Genomic DNA, 16,817 nt, shown 5'->3' with positions numbered 1-16,817 from the left:
GCATGGCTCCGCGCGCTTCGACAGCCTCGGACCTAGGTGCCGGTCTTGCTCAAGTCAAGTCGCGAACACCGATTCAGAAGGGTCGGACGATCACCAGGATGACGATCAGCGCGGTCAGGATCGCCGGCACCTCGTTGATCAGGCGGAGCTGCTTGCCCGTCAGCGTCGGCTTGCCGGCCGCAAGCTTCTTCGCATAGCCGACCGCCCAGCCATGATAGCCACTGAGGATCACCACCAGCAGCAGCTTGGCGTGGAGCCAGCCCAGGCCGCCGACACCGGCGAACAATCCCGCGTTCACGGCCAGCATCAGGCCGAGGATCCACACGAGGATCATCGACGGCGTCAGGATCATGGTGCGGAGCCTGGTTTCCCGCTCGACCCACTTTTGTGCCTCGGCTGACCCCGGCTGTGCCTCCTGGTGATATACGAGGTAGCGCGGCAGCATGAACATGCCGGCCATCCAGAAGATGACGAAGACGACATGCGCCGCCTTGACCCAGAGATAGGCGTTTCCGAGGAAATTCATCGCGCTCTCCGCACATGCGCCAGGAGGCGCTCGACATGGGCGATCGGCGTATCCTGCAGGATGCCATGCCCCAGATTGAAGATATGCGGCCGATCGGCCAGCGCCTCAAGGATTCGTGTCGCCGCGGCGTCGAGCGCGTCGCCGCCGGCGATTAGGGCAAGCGGATCGAGATTGCCCTGCACCGGTAAACCGTCCGGCAGGCTGGCATGCGCCCAGACCGGGTCGACCGTCTCGTCCAGTCCGATCGCGTCGGCGCCCGTCTCCCGCGCATAAGCCGGCAGCTTGCCGCCGGCGCCCTTGGGAAAGCCGATCACGGGTGTACCCGGATGCATTTCATGCAGCGCGGTGACGATCTTCGCGGTCGGCGCGATCACCCAGCGTTCGAACTGCGCCGGGGACAGGCTGCCCGACCAGCTGTCGAACAACTGCACCGCCTCGACCCCGGCCCGGATCTGGCGGGAGAGATAGGTAATCGTGCTGTCGGCGATCGCATCGATGATCTCGGCAAAAGCCCTGGGGTCGGTATAGGCGAAACGGCGCGTCTCGCCCTGATCGCGGCTGCCATGGCCGGCGACCATATAAGTGGCGACCGTCCACGGACTTCCCGCAAAGCCGAGAAAGCTGGTTTCGGCCGGGAGCATCGCGGCGACCTTCGCCACCGTGGCATAGACCGGCTCGAGCCGCTCAGGGGCCGCCTGGAGCCCCGCCAGCGCATGATCGACCAGCGGCGGGGCCAGAGCAGGCCCTTCACCCGCGCCGAAGCTCAGCGCCTGTCCCAGCGCCCAGGGAACCATGAGGATATCGGAGAAGAGGATCGCGCCGTCGAAGCCGAAGCGGCGGATCGGCTGGAGAGTCACTTCCGCCGCGGCGTCGGGATCGGTCGCGAGCGCGAGGAAGCCGCCTTTCTCCGCCCGGAGCGCGCGATATTCGGGAAGATAGCGCCCGGCCTGACGCATCAGCCAGACGGGCGGAACGTCGTGCCGGACACCCTTGAGGGTCGCGAGCAGGCGCTTTTCGGTCACGGGAGTCGGGATCGCGAGAGTCCTTCTATCTGATAAGAAGAGAATCTAAAAAGGATGTAGTGTTGGTTGGCGCGTGGATGGCGGGGCTTATGCGTTCGTCCCCGAAATGCCAACAGCTTGACGCGGCGGGGGCCGCAGACTCGACCGGAGTCGGCCGGACGATCCCCATTATCCACAGGCTGTGCGCGAAACCATCGGGGTGTGGGCGCGATTGTGGGAAACTCCGGACTTTTCCACCGATGGCGATCGCTTTGCGTGGCGGGAAAGTTGCGCTAGCGATTTTCCGGATGTTCTCCACAGCTCCATCCCCAACTGGTTTTTTCGCTCGCGGTGCGCGGCCATAATGCGGCTGCATCTCCATCTTCTGTCGGATTCCACCGGCGAGACGCTCGAGAATATCGCGAAGGCGGCGCTCGCCCAATATGACGATGTCGAGACGATCCGCCATTTCTGGCCGATGGTCCGCACCGAAGCCCATCTCGAGCGAATCCTGCAGGAGATCGCGCAAAATCCCGGGCTGGTGGTGTTCACTCTGGTCAACAGCGCGACGCGGCGTACGCTGGAGACGCGGTGCCGCGCACTGGGGCTGCCGGCGGTCGCGCCGCTCGATCCGGTGACCGACGCGCTCTCCAGCCTGCTCGGCCAGCAGGCCAAGGCGCGGCCGGGGCGCCAGCATGTGCTCGACGCCGCCTATTTCGCCCGGGTCGACGCGATCCAGTTCACCATGGCGCATGATGACGGGATCAACTGGGAGGATTGGGAGGAAGCCGATATCGTGCTGGCGGGCGTGTCGCGCTCGTCCAAGACGCCGACTTCGATCTATCTCGCCAATCGCGGCTTCAAGACCGCGAATATCCCGATCGTGGTGGAAAGCCCGCCGCCGACGGCGCTGTTCTCGCTCCGGCATCCCTTGGTGGTCGGCCTGACCACCAGCGCCGACCGGCTGATCCAGGTGCGGCGCAATCGCCTGCTCTCGCTCAATCAGGCGCCCGAGACATCCTATGTGGATCAGGAGGCCGTCACGCGTGAGGTCGCCTTTGCGCGGCGGATGTTCGCCGACAATGGCTGGCCGGTGATCGACGTGACGCGCCGGTCGATCGAGGAGACGGCGGCGGCGATCGTGCAACTGGTCAACGAGCGGGATTCGGCATGAGACTGATCCTGGCGTCGAACAGCGCGTCGCGTCGCGCGATGCTGAGCGCGGCCGGCGTGCCGTTCGAGGCGATGTCGGCTAATGTCGACGAGGAGTCGGCCAAGGTCGCGATGCGCGCCGAGGGCGTCGCGCCACGCGACCTGGCGGACCGGCTGGCCGAGCTTAAAGCGCTGCGCGTATCGCACCGCGAGCCCGAGGCGCTGGTGCTGGGCAGCGACTCGGTGGTGGCGCTCGAGGACGGATCGATGCTCGACAAACCGGGCGACCGCGCCGAGGCGGCCGAGCATCTCCGCCGCCTGTCGGGCAAGCGCCATGAGCTGATCAGCGCCGCGGTGATGGCGGTCGACGGCCGGCCGGTCTGGCGCGTGGTCGACCGCGCGAAGATGTTCGTCCGCACCCTCTCCGACAGCTTCATCGAGCGCTATCTCGATGAGGAATGGCCAGAGATTTCGGGCTGCGTCGGCTGCTACCGCATCGAGGGACCAGGCGCGCAATTGTTCAGCCGGATCGAGGGGAGCCAGTTCACCGTGCTGGGCCTGCCGCTGCTGCCGGTGCTCGATTATCTACGGGTCAGGGGTATTTTGACGTCATGACGGCACCGTATGCCGAGGTGATCGGCGATCCGATCAAGCACAGCAAATCGCCGTTGATCCACCGTTTCTGGATTGAGGCGCTGGGTCTGGACGCGGATTACCGGGCGCATCATGTGACGCCCGACGCGCTCGCCGCCTATTTCGACGCGCGCCGCGCCGACCCGGCCTGGCGGGGATGCAACATCACCCTGCCGCACAAGGAGGCAGCGCTCGATCTGGTCGAGGATCGCGGCGGCGTGCGCGCGACGATCGGCGCGATCAACCTCGCGATGCGGGCTGAGGACGGCGTGCTGATCGGCACCAATACCGATGCGGGCGGCTTCTACGCGCCGATCGCCGATCTCGACCTGGCCGGCGCGCCGGTGGCGGTGATCGGGGCGGGCGGCGCGGCGCGGGCGATCCTGTTCGCGCTGTCGCGGATCGGTGTCGGCGAGGTGACGATCCTCAACCGCAACGTGCTGAAGGCGGCGGCGCTGCTCTCCACCTTCGGGCTGAAGGGCAAGGCGTTGCCGCTGAGCGCGCCGCTGCCGGCGGCGGCGCTGCTGGTCAATACCAGCTCGCTCGGCATGACCGGCCAGCCGCCGCTCGAGCTGGACCTGTCGCCGCTTCCCGAGGATGCGGTGGTCTATGAGATCATCTATGCGCCGCTCGAAACCGCCTTGCTGAAGGCGGCGCGGGCGCGCGAGCTGGATGTCGTCGATGGCCTCGACATGCTGATCGGCCAGGGCGCACTGGCGTTCGAGCTGCTGTTCGGCGCGGAGCCGCCGCGCGACCGCGACGAGGAACTTCGCGACCTGTTGATGTCATGACGTCATGCTGACCGCGCCCCCCCGCCTGACTACCCCCCTGACTATCCCCCTGACTCTGGGTCTCACCGGATCGATCGGCATGGGCAAGTCGACCGTCGCCGCGATGTTCGAGAATCTCGGCGTGCCGGTCTTCGATTCGGATGCGGCGGTGCACCGGCTCCAGGGCGAAGGCGGGCGGCTCGTCGCGGCGATCGAGGCGATGTTTCCCGATACGACCGGGCCGAAGGGCGTCGACCGCACCCTGCTCGGCGAAGCGGTGCTGGCGGATCCGCGCGCGCTGAAGCGGCTCGAGGCCCTGATCCATCCCGCGGTCGGCGAGGAGCGGGCTGCCTTCCTCGCCGCGCACGCCGATGCGCCACTCGTCGTGTTCGACGTGCCCTTGCTGTTCGAAACCGGCGGCGAGACGCGAGTCGACAAGGTCGTCGTGGTCTCGGCACCGGGCGATGTCCAGCGCACCCGAGTGCTGGCCCGGCCAGGCATGACCGAGGCCAAGCTGGAGGCGATCCTCGCGCGGCAGATGCCCGATGCGGAGAAGCGCGCGCGGGCCGATTTCGTCATTCCGACCGGGGGCAGCCTCACGGAGACCCGCGCTGCGGTCGAGTCATTGGTCTCTTGCCTCAGGCCCTCGCAATCCCGATAACATATGTAATGCGCGAGATCGTCTTCGACACCGAAACTACCGGCTTCAGCTTCGCCGATGGCGACCGGATGGTGGAGATCGGCTGTGTGGAGCTGGTCAACCGGGTCGAGACCGGGCGCACCTTCCACGCCTATTTCCATCCCGAACGGACCATGCCGGCCGAGGCGCAGCGCGTGCACGGGCTGAGCGATGCCTTTCTGTCGGACAAGCCGTTGTTCGGGCACGGCGTCGACGATCTGCTCGAGTTCCTCGGCGATGCGCCGTTGGTCGCGCACAATGCCAGCTTCGATTTCGGCTTCCTCAATGGCGAGCTCGTCCGCTGCGGGCGCAAGGCAGTCCATCTCGACCGGATGGTCGACACGATCGTGCTGGCGCGCACCCGGCATCCGGGCGCCAAGCACAGCCTCGACGCGCTGTGCGGCCGCTATGGAATCGATCGCAGCCACCGCGTCGTGCACGGCGCATTGCTCGACGCGCAGCTGCTGTCGCAGGTCTATGTCGAGCTGACCGGCGGGCGCCAGATCGGGCTGACCCTGGTCAGCGAGACGATCGAGGTCCAGACCAGCTTTCAGCCGGCCTCGGCGCCGGCGATCGTGCGGCCTGCCCGGCTTTTCGGGGCAAGCGCCGCGGAACTCGCGCGCCACGCCGCGTTTATGGAGAAGATCAAGAATCCGCTTTGGGGGGTCGAGGCGTCCGGTTGACGCAGGTACGGGGCCAGGCCTAGCTGCCTGGTTTCCGTTGAAGGAGAATGCTCATGGATATCCGGATTTCGGGCCATCAGGTCGCTACCGGCGACGCACTGAAAAGCCATGTCGAGACTCGGCTCCAGGGTATCGCCGCGAAATATTTCTCTCGGGCGATTTCGGCCCAGGTCACTTTCGGCAAGGGGCCGCACGACAATGGCTTCACCTGCGACATCGTCGCGCATGTGATGCAGGGCCTGGTGCTGAAGGGCAGCAATGACGGGATGGACGCGCATGGCGCGTTCGACGGCGTGGCCGACAAGATCGAGAAGCAGCTGCGCCGCTATATGCGCCGCCTGAAGGACCGCAATTCGAGCCAGGCCGCCGCCGCCGATGGGGCCAAGACGGCGGACGACAATGCCGGCTATACCGTGTTCCGCGAAGCCGATGAGGAAGCGGCCGAGGATTTTCCGCTGATCGTGGCGGAGACACGGGTCGACGTGCCCGACGCGACGGTTTCCGATGCCGTCATGATGCTCGATCTGCGCAACACCACCGCCCTGTTGTTCCGCAACGCCGGCTCGGGCGCGTACAACATGGTCTATCGTCGCGGTGACGGGACGATAGGCTGGGTCGAGCCGCACCGCGCGGCCTGACGGCCGAGCTATCGCACGGCGCCAAATGGCGCTATGGGCGCCCCCCGGGTGGGGGTGCCCAAGGATGACGATGACCGACCTGAGCGATCTGTTGCTGCCGGAAACCGTGCTCGAACGGCTCGCGGTGACCAACAAGAAAACCCTGTTCCAGCAGCTCGGCATGGCTGCGGCGGCGGCCTATGGGCTCGATGCCGTCGCGGTCGCCGATGGCCTGGTCAAGCGCGAGAAGCTGGGGTCGACCGGCTTCGGCAGCGGCGTCGCGACGCCGCATGCGCGCCTTGCCGGTCTCAATCACGTCGTCGGCGTGTTCGCGCGCCTGGCCCAGCCGATCGACTTCCAGGCGGTCGACGATCTGCCGGTCGACATCGTGTTCATGCTGTTGTCGCCGGTCGATGCCGGTGCGCTGCACCTGAAGGCGCTTGCCAGGGTGTCGCGCCGGCTGCGCGAGCGCGGGTTCGTCGACAAGCTGCGCGGCGCCGGGTCGCGCGACGCGATCTATGCCTTGCTGACCGCCGACGAGGCACGTGACGCCGCCTGAGTCTCCCGCGCAGGGCGAGGAAGCGCATTTCCGCGCGCTCGAATCGCTGTACGCGGCGGCGCCGATCAACCGCCTGTTCGAGTCGAGGCTGGAGATTCCGGCCGCGGGCGTCGCGCGGATCCACTTCCTGATCGACGAGCGCTATTATCATGCCGGCGGCGCGGCGCACGGCACGAGCTATTTCAAGATGCTCGACGACGCGGCCTTCTATGCCGCCAACAGCCTGGTCACCGACCGTTTCCTGCTGACCACCGCGTTCAACCTGCTCTTCACCAAGCCGCTCAAGGCCGGCCCCGTCGTCGCCGAGGGGCGCTGGGTCAGCGGGCAGCGGCGCGTGTTCGTCGCCGAGGCGCGGCTGATCGACAGCGACGGCGAGGAAGCGGCGAGAGGCACCGGCACCTTCATGCGCAGCCGGATCGCGCTGGCGGGCCTGCCCGGATATCGGACGGCACCGTGAGCGCCCGGCGATGAGCGCCCGGCGATGAGCGAACGCCTGCCGAGCGGGCTGCTGGTTGGCGCCATGCTCCGGCGGGTGAACGATGCCGGCGGGATCGGCACGGTGCTCGCCAGGGGCGATGCCAAGGCGGGGGCGATCCTCATCATCACGTTGGAAAAGGGAGTCAATTCCGGCGCGTTCGAGCGCGGAATCGGGCCGGACGGGGCCGTTCAGCTGCTTCGGGTTGGGCCACAAACCCTTGAAGATTCAGCGGAAATCACCGAATATTGGCGGCGGAGACGCAGTCGCGATCCCGATTTATGGGTGATCGAACTGGATATCGCGTCGGCGGAACGATTCGCCGCAGAAACGATGTTGTCGGGTTGACTTGAACGCCCCCGGCACCGAAAGCCCGCGCTCAGTCACGCGCGTTGTGCCGTGCCGGGTGCGATCCGGCTAGGTTACGCAGTCGGGGGGACGTCCGGGGCGATCGCATTTTCTTGATCCGATCAGCTTCCGCACACCACCGCATTTTTCGAAGTTTTAATGACGTTTTTCACTCGCGCCGCAGCCATCGCGGCGATGTCCCTGACCATCACCACCCTGATCGGCGCCAGCACGCCGGGCTTTGCCTTTGAGCTCGACAGGTCCCTTAAACTCCCGACCGTCGTTCCAGTTCCCGTTGCCAGCCCCACGCCAGAAGCCGCCGCCATGCCGGCGCCGCTCGCGGAAGTTGCCGACTCCGTCGCCAAGACCGACGCCGATATTCCCGCCATTGTCCCTGCCGAGCAGGCCGATGAAGACTATGACAGCCTGGCCGACGCCGTTGCCGCGCAGGACACCGATGCGCGCGACCGGGACCTGACGTGCATGGCGGGCGCCATCTATTTCGAAGCCAAGGGTGAGCCCTTGTCGGGCCAGCTCGCGGTCGGCGAGGTCATCCTCAACCGCACCAAGTCGGGCCGCTTCCCCAAGTCGATCTGCTCGGTCGTGACTCAGCCGGGCCAGTTCTCGTTCGTTCGCGGCGGTCGCGTGCCGGTCATCGCCAACAATGCCGCCTATCGCACCGCCGTGGCCGTCGCCCGCGTCGCGATGGCGGATGCCTGGGACAGCCCGGCGCCGAACGCGATGTACTTCCACGCCCGCCGGGTTTCGCCGGGCTGGCGCATGACCAAGATCGCCGCGATCGGCAATCACGTCTTCTATCGCTGAGGCGATAATACTCCCTTCAACGATGCGCGGATTTGACCCGCGTTCGTGAAATGTTCTAGATCGGGGGGATGCTGCAGCGTCCCCCCGAATCATGTGTAGACGCCCCCGGATCGCCGCTCTGCGCGGCGGATGTGGCGCGCGGCACGGTGCGCATGCTGCTCCGCCATGATCTGGTCGCCATGGCCGAGGTGCCGCTCGACGGCGGCCGGCGCGCCGACCTGATGGCGCTCGATTCGCGCGGCACTATCATCATCGTCGAGATCAAGGTGTCGCGCGCCGATCTGCTCGGCGACGCCAAATGGATGGATTATCTGGCCTGTTGCGATCGCTTCTACTGGGCGATCCCGGCTGGCTTCGATGCATCGCCGCTGGACGGCGAGGCCTTCCTGCCGGCGCGTACCGGCGTGATCGTCGCCGATCGCTACGACGCGGCGATCACCCGCGAAGCGCATACCGATCCGCTGTCCAGCGCGACCCGCAAGCGCAACACGCTCGCCTTCGCGCGGCGCGCCGGCCGACGACTGACCGGATTGATCGACCCCGAGGCCGGGGCACTGCTTTGAGGATATTCTAGAGGCTGGGGCCCGATACGGCGCGGCGGGCCTTTTTGGGGTTCTCGGCCATCAGCTTGGCCATCGCCGTGGATCGCGCGTCTTCCGTCGCATAATCGCGCGCCGATTTGCCGGCAATGACGTCGGCCTGGTCGGGATCCGCCCCGGCGGCGAGCAAGGTGCGCGCCAGGCCGAGATCGCGCCGCTGGACGGCGCGGATCAGCGGGGTCTCGCCGCTCGAATTGGCGAGATTCACATTGGCCTTCTTGTCGAGCAGCGCCTGGATCAGATCCACCTCGCCAAGGCTCGCGGCCACCAGCAACGGGGTATTGCCCTTGCCATCGCGGATATTGGGGTCGGCGCCCTGCGCCAGCAGATAGCGAAGATAGGTCGCGTCGCTGCGCTTCACGACGATGTGCAGCGCGCCCTCTCCGGTCGAAATGTCACGCGTGTTGAGCACCGTCGTACCTGGCACCCGCAGCATCTTCTCGACATCGGAACCCTTGGCGTCCTTCACCGCCTGGAGGAATTTATAGCCTTCGGACTGGTTCTGCGCCTGAGCGGGAATGGCGGTGCCGAGCAACGCGACGGTAAACGCGATGCCGAATGTACGAGCGATCATCTGGTGGACGGGCCCCTGTAATGCCGGAGGCGCCTTGCGATGGCGCCTTCGGGTCCAACTTGCGCGGAGGCCCTTAACAGATCATGGCTGGCCACGCCATGAACGAGATAGCCCGCGTGCCCGCAATCATCCTCCGCCGAACCCTCGTCGCCCTGCTGCTGATCGCGCCCCTCGCCGCCTGTTCGGGTTCCGGCGCGCCGGCCAGGCCGCCGCTCGACGGCGCGCGCATTGGGGGCCCCTTCACCCTGACCAATCAGGACGGCAAGCAGGTCACCGACCGCGATTTCGCGGGCAAATACCGCATCGTCTATTTCGGCTACACTTTCTGCCCGGACGTCTGCCCGGTCGACGCGCGCAATATCGGCCTCGGCCTGAGCGCGGTCGAGAAGAGCGATCCGGCGCTGGGCGCGAAAATCGTGCCGCTGTTCATCACGATCGATCCGGCGCGGGACACGCCCGACGTACTCAAGAGCTTCGTCGCCAATTTTCACCCGCGCATGGTCGGGCTGACCGGCAGCGCGTCCGCGATCGACACGACCGCGAAGGAATATGCGGTCTATTACAAGAAGGGCGAGCTGAGTGCGGGCGGCGGCTATATGGTGGATCACAGCCGGGTCGCCTATCTCATGGACCAAGAGGGCAAGCCGATGGCATTGCTGCCGCAGGATCAGTCGCCCGAGGCGATTGCGACCGAGATCAAACGCTGGGTGAAATGAGCGACCGCTTCTGGGAAACGACTCCGATCGACGCGCTGGACCGCGGCCAGTGGGAGGCGCTGTGCGACGGCTGCGGCAAATGCTGCGTCCACAAGCTGGAGGATGAGGAAACCGGCGAGCTGATGGCGACCAACGTCTCATGCCGCCTGCTTGACCGCAAGACGGCGCAATGCTCGGATTACCGGCATCGCCACGCCTATGTCAGCGAGTGCGTGCGCCTGACGCGCGACAATGTCCGCGAGATCGACTGGCTGCCTTCGACCTGCGCCTATCGTCTGCGGGCGGCGGGCGAAACGCTGCCCCGCTGGCATTATCTGGTCTGCGGGGATCGCGACGCCGTTCACCGGGCCGGTGAGTCCGTGAAGGGCTGGACCGTCTCGGAAGACGATGTCGGCGATCTGGAGCATCATCTGATCGACCGCCAATTGTGAGCGCGCCGGTCGAGGTCGTCCGCAACGCCCGGGCTCGCCGCGCGAAGCTGTCGGTCGATCCGGCCAGCGGCCGGGTGCGGCTTACCTTGCCGACTCGCGCGCCGGTCAAGCCGGCGCTGCTCTGGGCCGAAGGGCAGAAGGCCTGGATCGATGCCCAGCGTGCGCGCCTCCCGAGTCCGAGGCCGCTCGCGCCGGGCGGCGTGGTGCCGTTCGGCGATAGCTGGTTGACGATCGACTGGAGCGAGGGCGGGCCCCGGCGAATCGAGCGCGACGGCGATATCCTGCGGTGCGGTGGCTCTCGCGAGGGTCTGTCGCGCCGGATCGAGACCTGGCTCAAGCGCGAGGCGCTGCGTATCCTGAGCGCGGAGACCGCCGAATTCGCGGCGCGCGCCGGCGTTGGCGTCACCAGGGTCGCGATCGGCGATCCACGCGGACGCTGGGGAAGCTGCACGTCAAGCGGGGCGATCCGGTACAGCTGGCGGCTGATCCTGGCGCCGGAGTTCGTGCGGCGGGCGACCGTCGCGCATGAGGTCGCGCACCGGGTGCACATGAATCACGGACCGGATTTCCACGCGCTGGTCGCACGGCTGGACGAGAGCGATCCGGCACGGTCCCGGGCATGGCTGCGCGCTAACGGCGCCGCGCTTCACTGGATCGGGCGCGAATCCTGAGGCCGCTCGGCCGGCCGGTCTGACGGCGGTATCGCAGGGGCGCGTTCGCGTTGTGGTGCGGGCCGCCCGGGCGGCGGGGTGCGGCCAAGCGCACGATCCATCCATTCCTGGTCGAGCCGCTCGGGTCGTTCCTCCGGCCGGGCGGTACGTGCGGCGCGTTCCTGTTGATCCGGCGGCAACGGGTTGCCGTCGGGGTCGACCAGGGGCGGCCCCGGATCGGACGGCGCGGTCGTGCCGGGTTCGACCGGATTGCCGTCCTCATCGACGAACAGGCCGTTATCGGGTTCGCCGAAATAGGATTCCTGATCCGGTTCGAGCTGCCATTCGGGCAGAGTCACCTGAGTGTCGAACGCTTCGACCGGGCGATTGGCGACGGCAGGTTTCATGAAGGCCGCAAAGGCGCGCGCTGGCGCAGTGCCGCCCTGCAGGCCCGGGACCGCCTTCGCATCGTCGCGTCCCATCCAGACGCCGGTGGTGAGGCCGCTGGAAAAGCCCAGGAACCAGCCATCCTTGTTCGACGTGGTCGTGCCGGTCTTGCCGGCAACCGGACGGCCGATCTGCGCTGCCTTGCCGGTGCCCGTATTGACCGCGGTCTGCAGCAGGTCGGTCATCTGCGCCGCGACATAGGGCGCGACCAGCACATGGCTGCGGTCGACCTGCTGGGCATAGATCGTCTCGCCATTCGCGGTCACCTTGGTGATGCCATAGGGCGTCACAGCGACGCCCTTGTTGGCGACGCTGGCAAAGGCGCGGGTCATGTCGAGCAGCCGCACGTCCGAGGTGCCGAGCACCATTGCCGGGTGCGTGTCGACCTTCGTCGTGATGCCGAAGCGGCGGGCCATGTCGGCGACGGTGCTGAAGCCGACTTCCTGGCCCAGCTTGGCGGCGATGGTGTTGACTGAATAGGCGAAGGCGGTGCGGATCGTCATCTCGCCGCGATTGGCGCCCGAGCTGTTGCGCGGGCTCCAGCCATTGATCGAGATCGGCTCGTCGACCAGCGTATCCTCGGGCTTGTGCCCCGCCTCAAGCGCCGAGAGATAGACGAACAGCTTGAACGCCGATCCCGGCTGGCGGACCGCCTGAGTCGCGCGATTGTAGATCGAGGAGACATAATCCTTGCCGCCGACCATTGCGCGCACCGCGCCGTCGCGGTCGATCGCGACCAGCGCGCCCTGGGCGTTGGCCGGCGCGTTGGCGCGGATCGCTGTATCGGCATCGCGCTGCATGTTGAGGTCGAGCGTGGTCCACACCTCTAGCGGCCGGCTCGTCTCGTCGATCAGCAGCTCGAGCTGGGGCAAGGCCCAGTCAGTGAAATAGCGCACGCTGTTCTGTTTGGGCTCGGGCGCCAGCGCGACGCTCTTCGGATCGGCCGACGCGGCTTCGGCGGCGGTGATCTTGCCCGTTTCCTGCATCAGGTCGATCACCACGCCGGCGCGGCCCACCGCGGCCTCGGCATCGGCGGTCGGCGAATAGCGCGAGGGCGCCTTGACCAGGCCAGCGATCACCGCGGCTTCGGACAGGGTCAGCTTGTCGGCGCCATGGCCGAAGAATTTCCGCGCGGCGGCATCGATGCCATATGCGCCACCGCCGAAATAGACCYKGTTGAGRTASAGTTCGAGGATCTGGTCCTTGGTGAACTTGCGCTCCATCGCCAGCGCGAGCAGCGCTTCGCGCGATTTGCGGCCGACATCATATTTGTTCGACAGGAAGATGGTGCGCGCGACCTGCTGGGTAATGGTCGACGCCCCCTGGAAACGCCGGTCGGTGCCGCGATTGACGAAGGCGAGCTTCACCGCGCGCATGACGCCGATCGGGTCGATGCCGAGATGCGAGCGGAACCGGCGATCCTCCACCGCGACCATCGCATCGCGCATGACCGGCGGAATCCGGTCATAGGGCAGCCATTCGCCATAGCTTGGCCCCATCGACACGATCACCGTGCCGTCGGCGGCATGGACGCGGATCATCTGGCCGTTGGGCGAGGACTTCAACTCCTCGAAGCTCGGCAGCTGCCCGCGCTGGACATAGACCGCGACGACCAGGGCGATCAGCCCCAGCAGGATGAGCACGCCCGAGATGCGCAGCGCCAGCATCAGCCGGCGACGCCAGATCGGGGACGGGGATGGTCGGGAACGGCTGGCCATGGGGCTCCGCGGGGGATAGGCTCTATTGAGGAAGCAAACAAGCGGCCTGCGCGTGAGCATGTGGTGCAGGCGCGATGAAGCGCGGGTGAACTGATTTCGTCAGGCGACCGAGTCGCCACCGTTTTCCGGCGTGCGACCGCGGAAATCGAGGCTGAGCGAGTTCATGCARTAGCGCAGGCCGGTCGGCGGCGGGCCATCGGGAAAGACATGCCCGAGATGCCCGTCGCAGCGGGCACAACGTGCCTCGGTCCGGATCATGCCGTGGCTGACGTCGCTATGTTCGGTGACGCGTTCGGGTGCGATCGGCCGGGTGAAGCTGGGCCAGCCCGATCCCGACTCATATTTATCGGCGCTGTCGAACAGCGGCGTGGCACAACCGGCGCAGCGATAAATGCCGTCGGCCTTGTTGTTGGTGTAGCGGCCGGAAAAGGCGGGTTCGGTGCCGGCCTCGCGCAGGACATGATATTGTTCGGGGCTGAGCCGCTTGCGCCACTCGCCCTCGGAAAGAGTGAACTGATCCATGGTCCTCAGCTTTCCCGCGCGCTGGCGGAACGGTCAAGGTGCGAATGGTTGATCCGGGTCAGGCGCGCGACAACATCGATCAGCAGCGGCATGCTTCGCGCGACCGGGACCATTGTGGCGGCCATGCCGGGGCGTTCGGCGAGGGTGCGAATCAGGCCGGCAAGACCGATCGGCCGGGCGAGGTCGCGGGCGAGCCGATGCTGGAAGGAAATCGCGGCCGCCGCGCCGCCGCCTTCATGGGCCCGCGCGGCGCGGACGCCGCTTGCGATGGCGATGCCCATGCCTTCGCCGGCCAGCGAGGGAATCACACCGGCCTGGTCGCCCAGTCGGAACAGGCCCGCCACGCCCTCGCGGACGCGCCAGCCATAGGGAATGTTGGCGACCGCATCGATCGTCTCGCCGCCGCGGCGCCAGACGAGCCGTTCGGCCAGTCTCGGCGATTCCGCCGCGAGCGAATCGAGCAGCCGCTCGGGGTCGCCCGACTCGGCCAGGCGGGACCGGTGGACCGCCATGCAGCAATTGGCGCTGCCATCCTCTTGCAGCACGATTCCCATATAGCCGCGGTCGAACAGATGCAGTTCGATCGCGTCGCCGATCAGCCGGTCGAGTGCCGGCGCGGGGGACAGCCGGATGCGCAGGCCCAGGCTCGGATCTCCGCCGCGCGCTTCGGCCGGGCGCGCAAGGCCGCGAATATCGTGCTTGCCGCTGGCCAGGAACAGCGCGGCCGCCGCGACCGTGCCGCCGTCCTGCAGCCGGGCGGTGGTCCCCTCGATCCCCTTGACGGCGACGCCGCGCTCGATGGCCGCGCCGGCGCGTGCCGCCCGGTCGAGCAGCAGCGAATCGAGATGATGGCGCGACACCCCGATCGCCGGACGCGGCAGGCGCGCCTCCGCCGTCCGCGCGCCGGCGAACAGCCGGACCCGGGTGACGCGGGCCTGTCCGAGCGCGTCGGGCTCGATCCCCAGGCTGCGCAGCGAGTCGAGCGTCCGCCAGCTGAGGAAACCCCCGCACAGCGCGTCCCCGGTTTCGCGGCTGCGCTCGACCAGCAGATGCGGGATGCCCGCGCGGGCAAGCAGGATCGCCGCGCTCGCCCCTGCCGGCCCGCCGCCGACGATCAGCGCAGGCGTTCGACGCACAGCCTGAAGGGAAAGGCGCGGTAGATGCGGGCCTCGACCCCGGCCTCGGCAAGGATCGGCGGCCATTCCGACGGCCGATAGGACCGAGCGATCGACAGCGTGCCGTCGAGTCGCACGATGCGGTGCCAACCCGCGATCCGGGCGAGGACCGGGAAGCCCCAATGCGCGAAGCCGTGACGGTGGAGATCATTGACCAGCCAGCCGCGCCGGGTCTCGCTGTCCATGAAACGGAGAAAGGCGATCAGCTGCGCATGAGTCATGTGATGCGCGACCAGGCTCGAGACGACGAAATCCCAGTTGCCGCCGGCAAGGCCGGCATAGTCGCCGGTGACGTAGTGGATGCCTAGATCGGCGGGCGTATGCGCAGTCGCGGCGAGCGCGCTGCGCGGGTTGAGGTCAACGCCCGTCAGGTCGGCGGTGAGCCCTCGCTTCCGCGCCCAGCGCGCGATCCGGCGGAGCATGTCGCCGTCGCCGAAACCCACATCGAGCAGGCGGAAGGAGGTCATGCCCCGCGTCGCGCGGGTCAGGAAATCGAGTGTCGGGCGCCCGGCCATGGTGACGATATTGACCTTCGCGAGGTCGCCCACAACCTCGGCATAGGTCGCCGGGTCGAGGTCGTCGGCGTCCATCAGCTCCTCGGCGATGGCCCGGGTCGCGAGGCTCATGCCGCGCTCCGGAAGCCGAAACCCTCGGCGGCGAGGCCGGGGCCGAAAGCAAGCGCGACGCCGTCCCTGACCGGCGGACCTGCCAGCAGCCGCGCCAGCACGAACATCAGGGTGGCGGAGGACATGTTGCCATTGTCGGCCAGCACGCCGCGGGAGGCGGCCAATGCTTCCGGCGACAGGCCAAGGCTGTGTTCGACCGCGTCGAGGATCGAGCGTCCGCCGGCATGGACCGCCCAGCCATCGATCTCCCCCGGCGCACGTCCGCCGGTCGCGGCCGAAGCGAAACGGGGATCGGCGAGGCCGGCGGCGATCCGGCCGGGCACTTCGCCCGACAAATGCATCGCAAAGCCGCTGTCGGTCACGTCCCAGCGAATCAGGTCCTGCGAATCGGGCAGGGTGGTGGCGAAGGGCTGGCCAATCATGAAACCCGTCGGTTCAGCGGTGACCATCGCCGCGGCGGCGCCGTCGCCGAATTGCAGCATCGCCAGCAGCGGCTCGACCGCGCTTTCCGCCTGGAGGTGGAGCGTCGAGAGCTCCACGCACAGCACAAGCACCCGCGCGTCGGGCTCGGACCGGACGATGTGACGCGCCGTCCGCAGCGCCGCGACCGCCGCGTAGCAGCCCATGAAGCCGATCAGCAGCCGCTCGGTGGAGGCCGGCAGGCCGATCCGCCGCGCGATGATCTGGTCGACACCGGGCGCGACGAAACCGGTACAGCTGGCGACGACGAAATGCGTGATGCCGGCGATCGGCCGCTGCGCGGCGAGCGCTTCGATCGCGGCGATGCCCAGCGTCGGCGCCTCCTCGGCATAGAGTCGCATGCGCTCGGCGGTGCCGGGCAGATGCGGCTTGGCATAAAAGCCCTCGGCTGAAACCGGCGATCCGCCGCCATTGGTACGCCTCAAGACCGACCAGCGATGCTCGATGCCCGATCGTCCCGCCATGCGCGCAAACAGCTTCGCGGCGCGTTCATCCTCGATCCGGCCCTGCGCCCAGGCAATGAAGGCGTGGTGGATGTCGTGATCGGGGACGGCAGTGCCGATCGCATTCAGATAGGCGGCTTCGGACAAGATCGGCTTTCGGGGAGCGCG

22 protein-coding genes are annotated in these 16,817 nt (G+C 67.4%); 14 read left to right on the top strand and 8 right to left on the bottom strand.

Annotated features, from left to right (window positions below; all coding sequences use genetic code 11):
• Positions 1-73: 73 nt before the first annotated feature.
• Together AC1DX5_RS10590 and hemE are read right to left on the bottom strand one after the other, a co-directional pair.
• A complete protein-coding gene (locus AC1DX5_RS10590) occupies positions 74-526 on the bottom strand; it encodes a CopD family protein (protein WP_465171199.1) in 453 nt (150 codons plus the stop codon).
• Positions 523-1,548, bottom strand: a complete 1,026-nt coding sequence (gene hemE, locus AC1DX5_RS10585) for a uroporphyrinogen decarboxylase (protein ID WP_478015316.1) — start codon at positions 1,546-1,548, stop codon at positions 523-525. The genes AC1DX5_RS10590 and hemE overlap by 4 nt, the downstream gene beginning before the upstream one ends.
• Before the next feature lie 343 nt (positions 1,549-1,891).
• On the opposite strand from hemE, the gene AC1DX5_RS10580 reads away from it, so the two are divergent.
• From AC1DX5_RS10580 to AC1DX5_RS10530, 11 genes are all read left to right on the top strand, one after another.
• Positions 1,892-2,701 carry a pyruvate, water dikinase regulatory protein gene (locus tag AC1DX5_RS10580; protein ID WP_465171197.1) on the top strand — a complete coding sequence of 270 codons (810 nt, stop codon included), beginning with the start codon at positions 1,892-1,894 and terminating at the stop codon, positions 2,699-2,701.
• A complete protein-coding gene (locus AC1DX5_RS10575; protein ID WP_465171196.1) occupies positions 2,698-3,294 on the top strand; it encodes a Maf family protein in 597 nt (198 codons plus the stop codon). Before AC1DX5_RS10580 ends, AC1DX5_RS10575 begins: the two co-directional genes overlap by 4 nt.
• Positions 3,291-4,103: a shikimate dehydrogenase family protein gene (locus tag AC1DX5_RS10570; protein WP_465171195.1), complete on the top strand. Its 813-nt coding sequence runs from the start codon at positions 3,291-3,293 to the stop codon at positions 4,101-4,103. Before AC1DX5_RS10575 ends, AC1DX5_RS10570 begins: the two co-directional genes overlap by 4 nt.
• Before the next feature lie 4 nt (positions 4,104-4,107).
• Positions 4,108-4,743, top strand: a complete 636-nt coding sequence (gene coaE, locus AC1DX5_RS10565; protein ID WP_478015314.1) for a dephospho-CoA kinase — start codon at positions 4,108-4,110, stop codon at positions 4,741-4,743.
• Positions 4,744-4,751: 8 nt separating this feature from the next.
• Positions 4,752-5,444 (top strand): DNA polymerase III subunit epsilon, encoded by a 693-nt coding sequence (gene dnaQ / locus AC1DX5_RS10560; RefSeq protein WP_478015312.1) that lies wholly within the window; start codon positions 4,752-4,754, stop codon positions 5,442-5,444.
• A gap of 53 nt (positions 5,445-5,497) precedes the next feature.
• Complete coding sequence (gene hpf, locus AC1DX5_RS10555; protein ID WP_478015310.1) at positions 5,498-6,082, top strand: ribosome hibernation-promoting factor, HPF/YfiA family; 585 nt, start codon at positions 5,498-5,500, stop codon at positions 6,080-6,082.
• A gap of 70 nt (positions 6,083-6,152) precedes the next feature.
• A complete protein-coding gene (locus AC1DX5_RS10550; RefSeq protein WP_465177194.1) occupies positions 6,153-6,620 on the top strand; it encodes a PTS sugar transporter subunit IIA in 468 nt (155 codons plus the stop codon).
• Complete coding sequence (locus AC1DX5_RS10545; RefSeq protein WP_465175250.1) at positions 6,607-7,077, top strand: PaaI family thioesterase; 471 nt, start codon at positions 6,607-6,609, stop codon at positions 7,075-7,077. The genes AC1DX5_RS10550 and AC1DX5_RS10545 overlap by 14 nt, the downstream gene beginning before the upstream one ends.
• A 24-nt stretch (positions 7,078-7,101) precedes the next feature.
• On the top strand, positions 7,102-7,443 hold the full coding sequence (locus AC1DX5_RS10540) for a DUF1491 family protein (protein WP_478015308.1): 342 nt from the start codon (positions 7,102-7,104) through the stop codon (positions 7,441-7,443).
• A 159-nt stretch (positions 7,444-7,602) separates the two neighbouring features.
• Positions 7,603-8,268, top strand: a complete 666-nt coding sequence (locus AC1DX5_RS10535) for a cell wall hydrolase (RefSeq protein WP_478015307.1) — start codon at positions 7,603-7,605, stop codon at positions 8,266-8,268.
• Positions 8,269-8,336: 68 nt separating this feature from the next.
• Entirely contained in the window at positions 8,337-8,831 is a 495-nt protein-coding gene (locus AC1DX5_RS10530) for an MmcB family DNA repair protein (RefSeq protein WP_478015305.1), read from the top strand.
• A gap of 7 nt (positions 8,832-8,838) precedes the next feature.
• On the opposite strand, the gene AC1DX5_RS10525 is transcribed toward AC1DX5_RS10530, so the two are convergent.
• Entirely contained in the window at positions 8,839-9,441 is a 603-nt protein-coding gene (locus tag AC1DX5_RS10525) for an ankyrin repeat domain-containing protein (RefSeq protein WP_465171187.1), read from the bottom strand.
• A gap of 98 nt (positions 9,442-9,539) precedes the next feature.
• On the opposite strand from AC1DX5_RS10525, the gene AC1DX5_RS10520 reads away from it, so the two are divergent.
• From AC1DX5_RS10520 to AC1DX5_RS10510, 3 genes are read left to right on the top strand one after another with little or no spacing between them, the layout of a single operon-like run.
• Positions 9,540-10,157, top strand: a complete 618-nt coding sequence (locus AC1DX5_RS10520) for an SCO family protein (RefSeq protein ID WP_478015304.1) — start codon at positions 9,540-9,542, stop codon at positions 10,155-10,157.
• Positions 10,154-10,588 carry a YcgN family cysteine cluster protein gene (locus AC1DX5_RS10515; protein WP_465171185.1) on the top strand — a complete coding sequence of 145 codons (435 nt, stop codon included), beginning with the start codon at positions 10,154-10,156 and terminating at the stop codon, positions 10,586-10,588. Before AC1DX5_RS10520 ends, AC1DX5_RS10515 begins: the two co-directional genes overlap by 4 nt.
• Entirely contained in the window at positions 10,585-11,259 is a 675-nt protein-coding gene (locus AC1DX5_RS10510; protein ID WP_478015302.1) for a M48 family metallopeptidase, read from the top strand. Before AC1DX5_RS10515 ends, AC1DX5_RS10510 begins: the two co-directional genes overlap by 4 nt.
• Here AC1DX5_RS10510 and AC1DX5_RS10505 read toward each other — a convergent pair.
• The 5 genes from AC1DX5_RS10505 to AC1DX5_RS10485 all read right to left on the bottom strand — a co-directional run bounded on the left by AC1DX5_RS10505 (position 11,235) and on the right by AC1DX5_RS10485 (position 16,799).
• Positions 11,235-13,403, bottom strand: a complete 2,169-nt coding sequence (locus AC1DX5_RS10505) for a transglycosylase domain-containing protein (RefSeq protein WP_478015300.1) — start codon at positions 13,401-13,403, stop codon at positions 11,235-11,237. The genes AC1DX5_RS10510 and AC1DX5_RS10505 overlap by 25 nt on opposite strands.
• 99 nt (positions 13,404-13,502) lie before the next feature.
• Positions 13,503-13,925 carry a peptide-methionine (R)-S-oxide reductase MsrB gene (gene msrB / locus AC1DX5_RS10500; RefSeq protein ID WP_465171182.1) on the bottom strand — a complete coding sequence of 141 codons (423 nt, stop codon included), beginning with the start codon at positions 13,923-13,925 and terminating at the stop codon, positions 13,503-13,505.
• 5 nt (positions 13,926-13,930) lie between these two features.
• Positions 13,931-15,061: an NAD(P)/FAD-dependent oxidoreductase gene (locus AC1DX5_RS10495; protein WP_478015299.1), complete on the bottom strand. Its 1,131-nt coding sequence runs from the start codon at positions 15,059-15,061 to the stop codon at positions 13,931-13,933.
• Complete coding sequence (locus tag AC1DX5_RS10490) at positions 15,040-15,726, bottom strand: methyltransferase domain-containing protein (RefSeq protein WP_478015298.1); 687 nt, start codon at positions 15,724-15,726, stop codon at positions 15,040-15,042. The genes AC1DX5_RS10495 and AC1DX5_RS10490 overlap by 22 nt, the downstream gene beginning before the upstream one ends.
• On the bottom strand, positions 15,723-16,799 hold the full coding sequence (locus tag AC1DX5_RS10485) for a type III polyketide synthase (RefSeq protein ID WP_465174018.1): 1,077 nt from the start codon (positions 16,797-16,799) through the stop codon (positions 15,723-15,725). The genes AC1DX5_RS10490 and AC1DX5_RS10485 overlap by 4 nt, the downstream gene beginning before the upstream one ends.
• Positions 16,800-16,817 lie beyond the last annotated feature (18 nt).

The sequence above is a fragment of the Sphingomonas sp. P2_B6 genome (assembly GCF_056404755.1).
The sequence above is the reverse complement of the archived record's forward strand: the minus strand, read 5'-3'. Positions and strand labels throughout refer to the sequence as shown.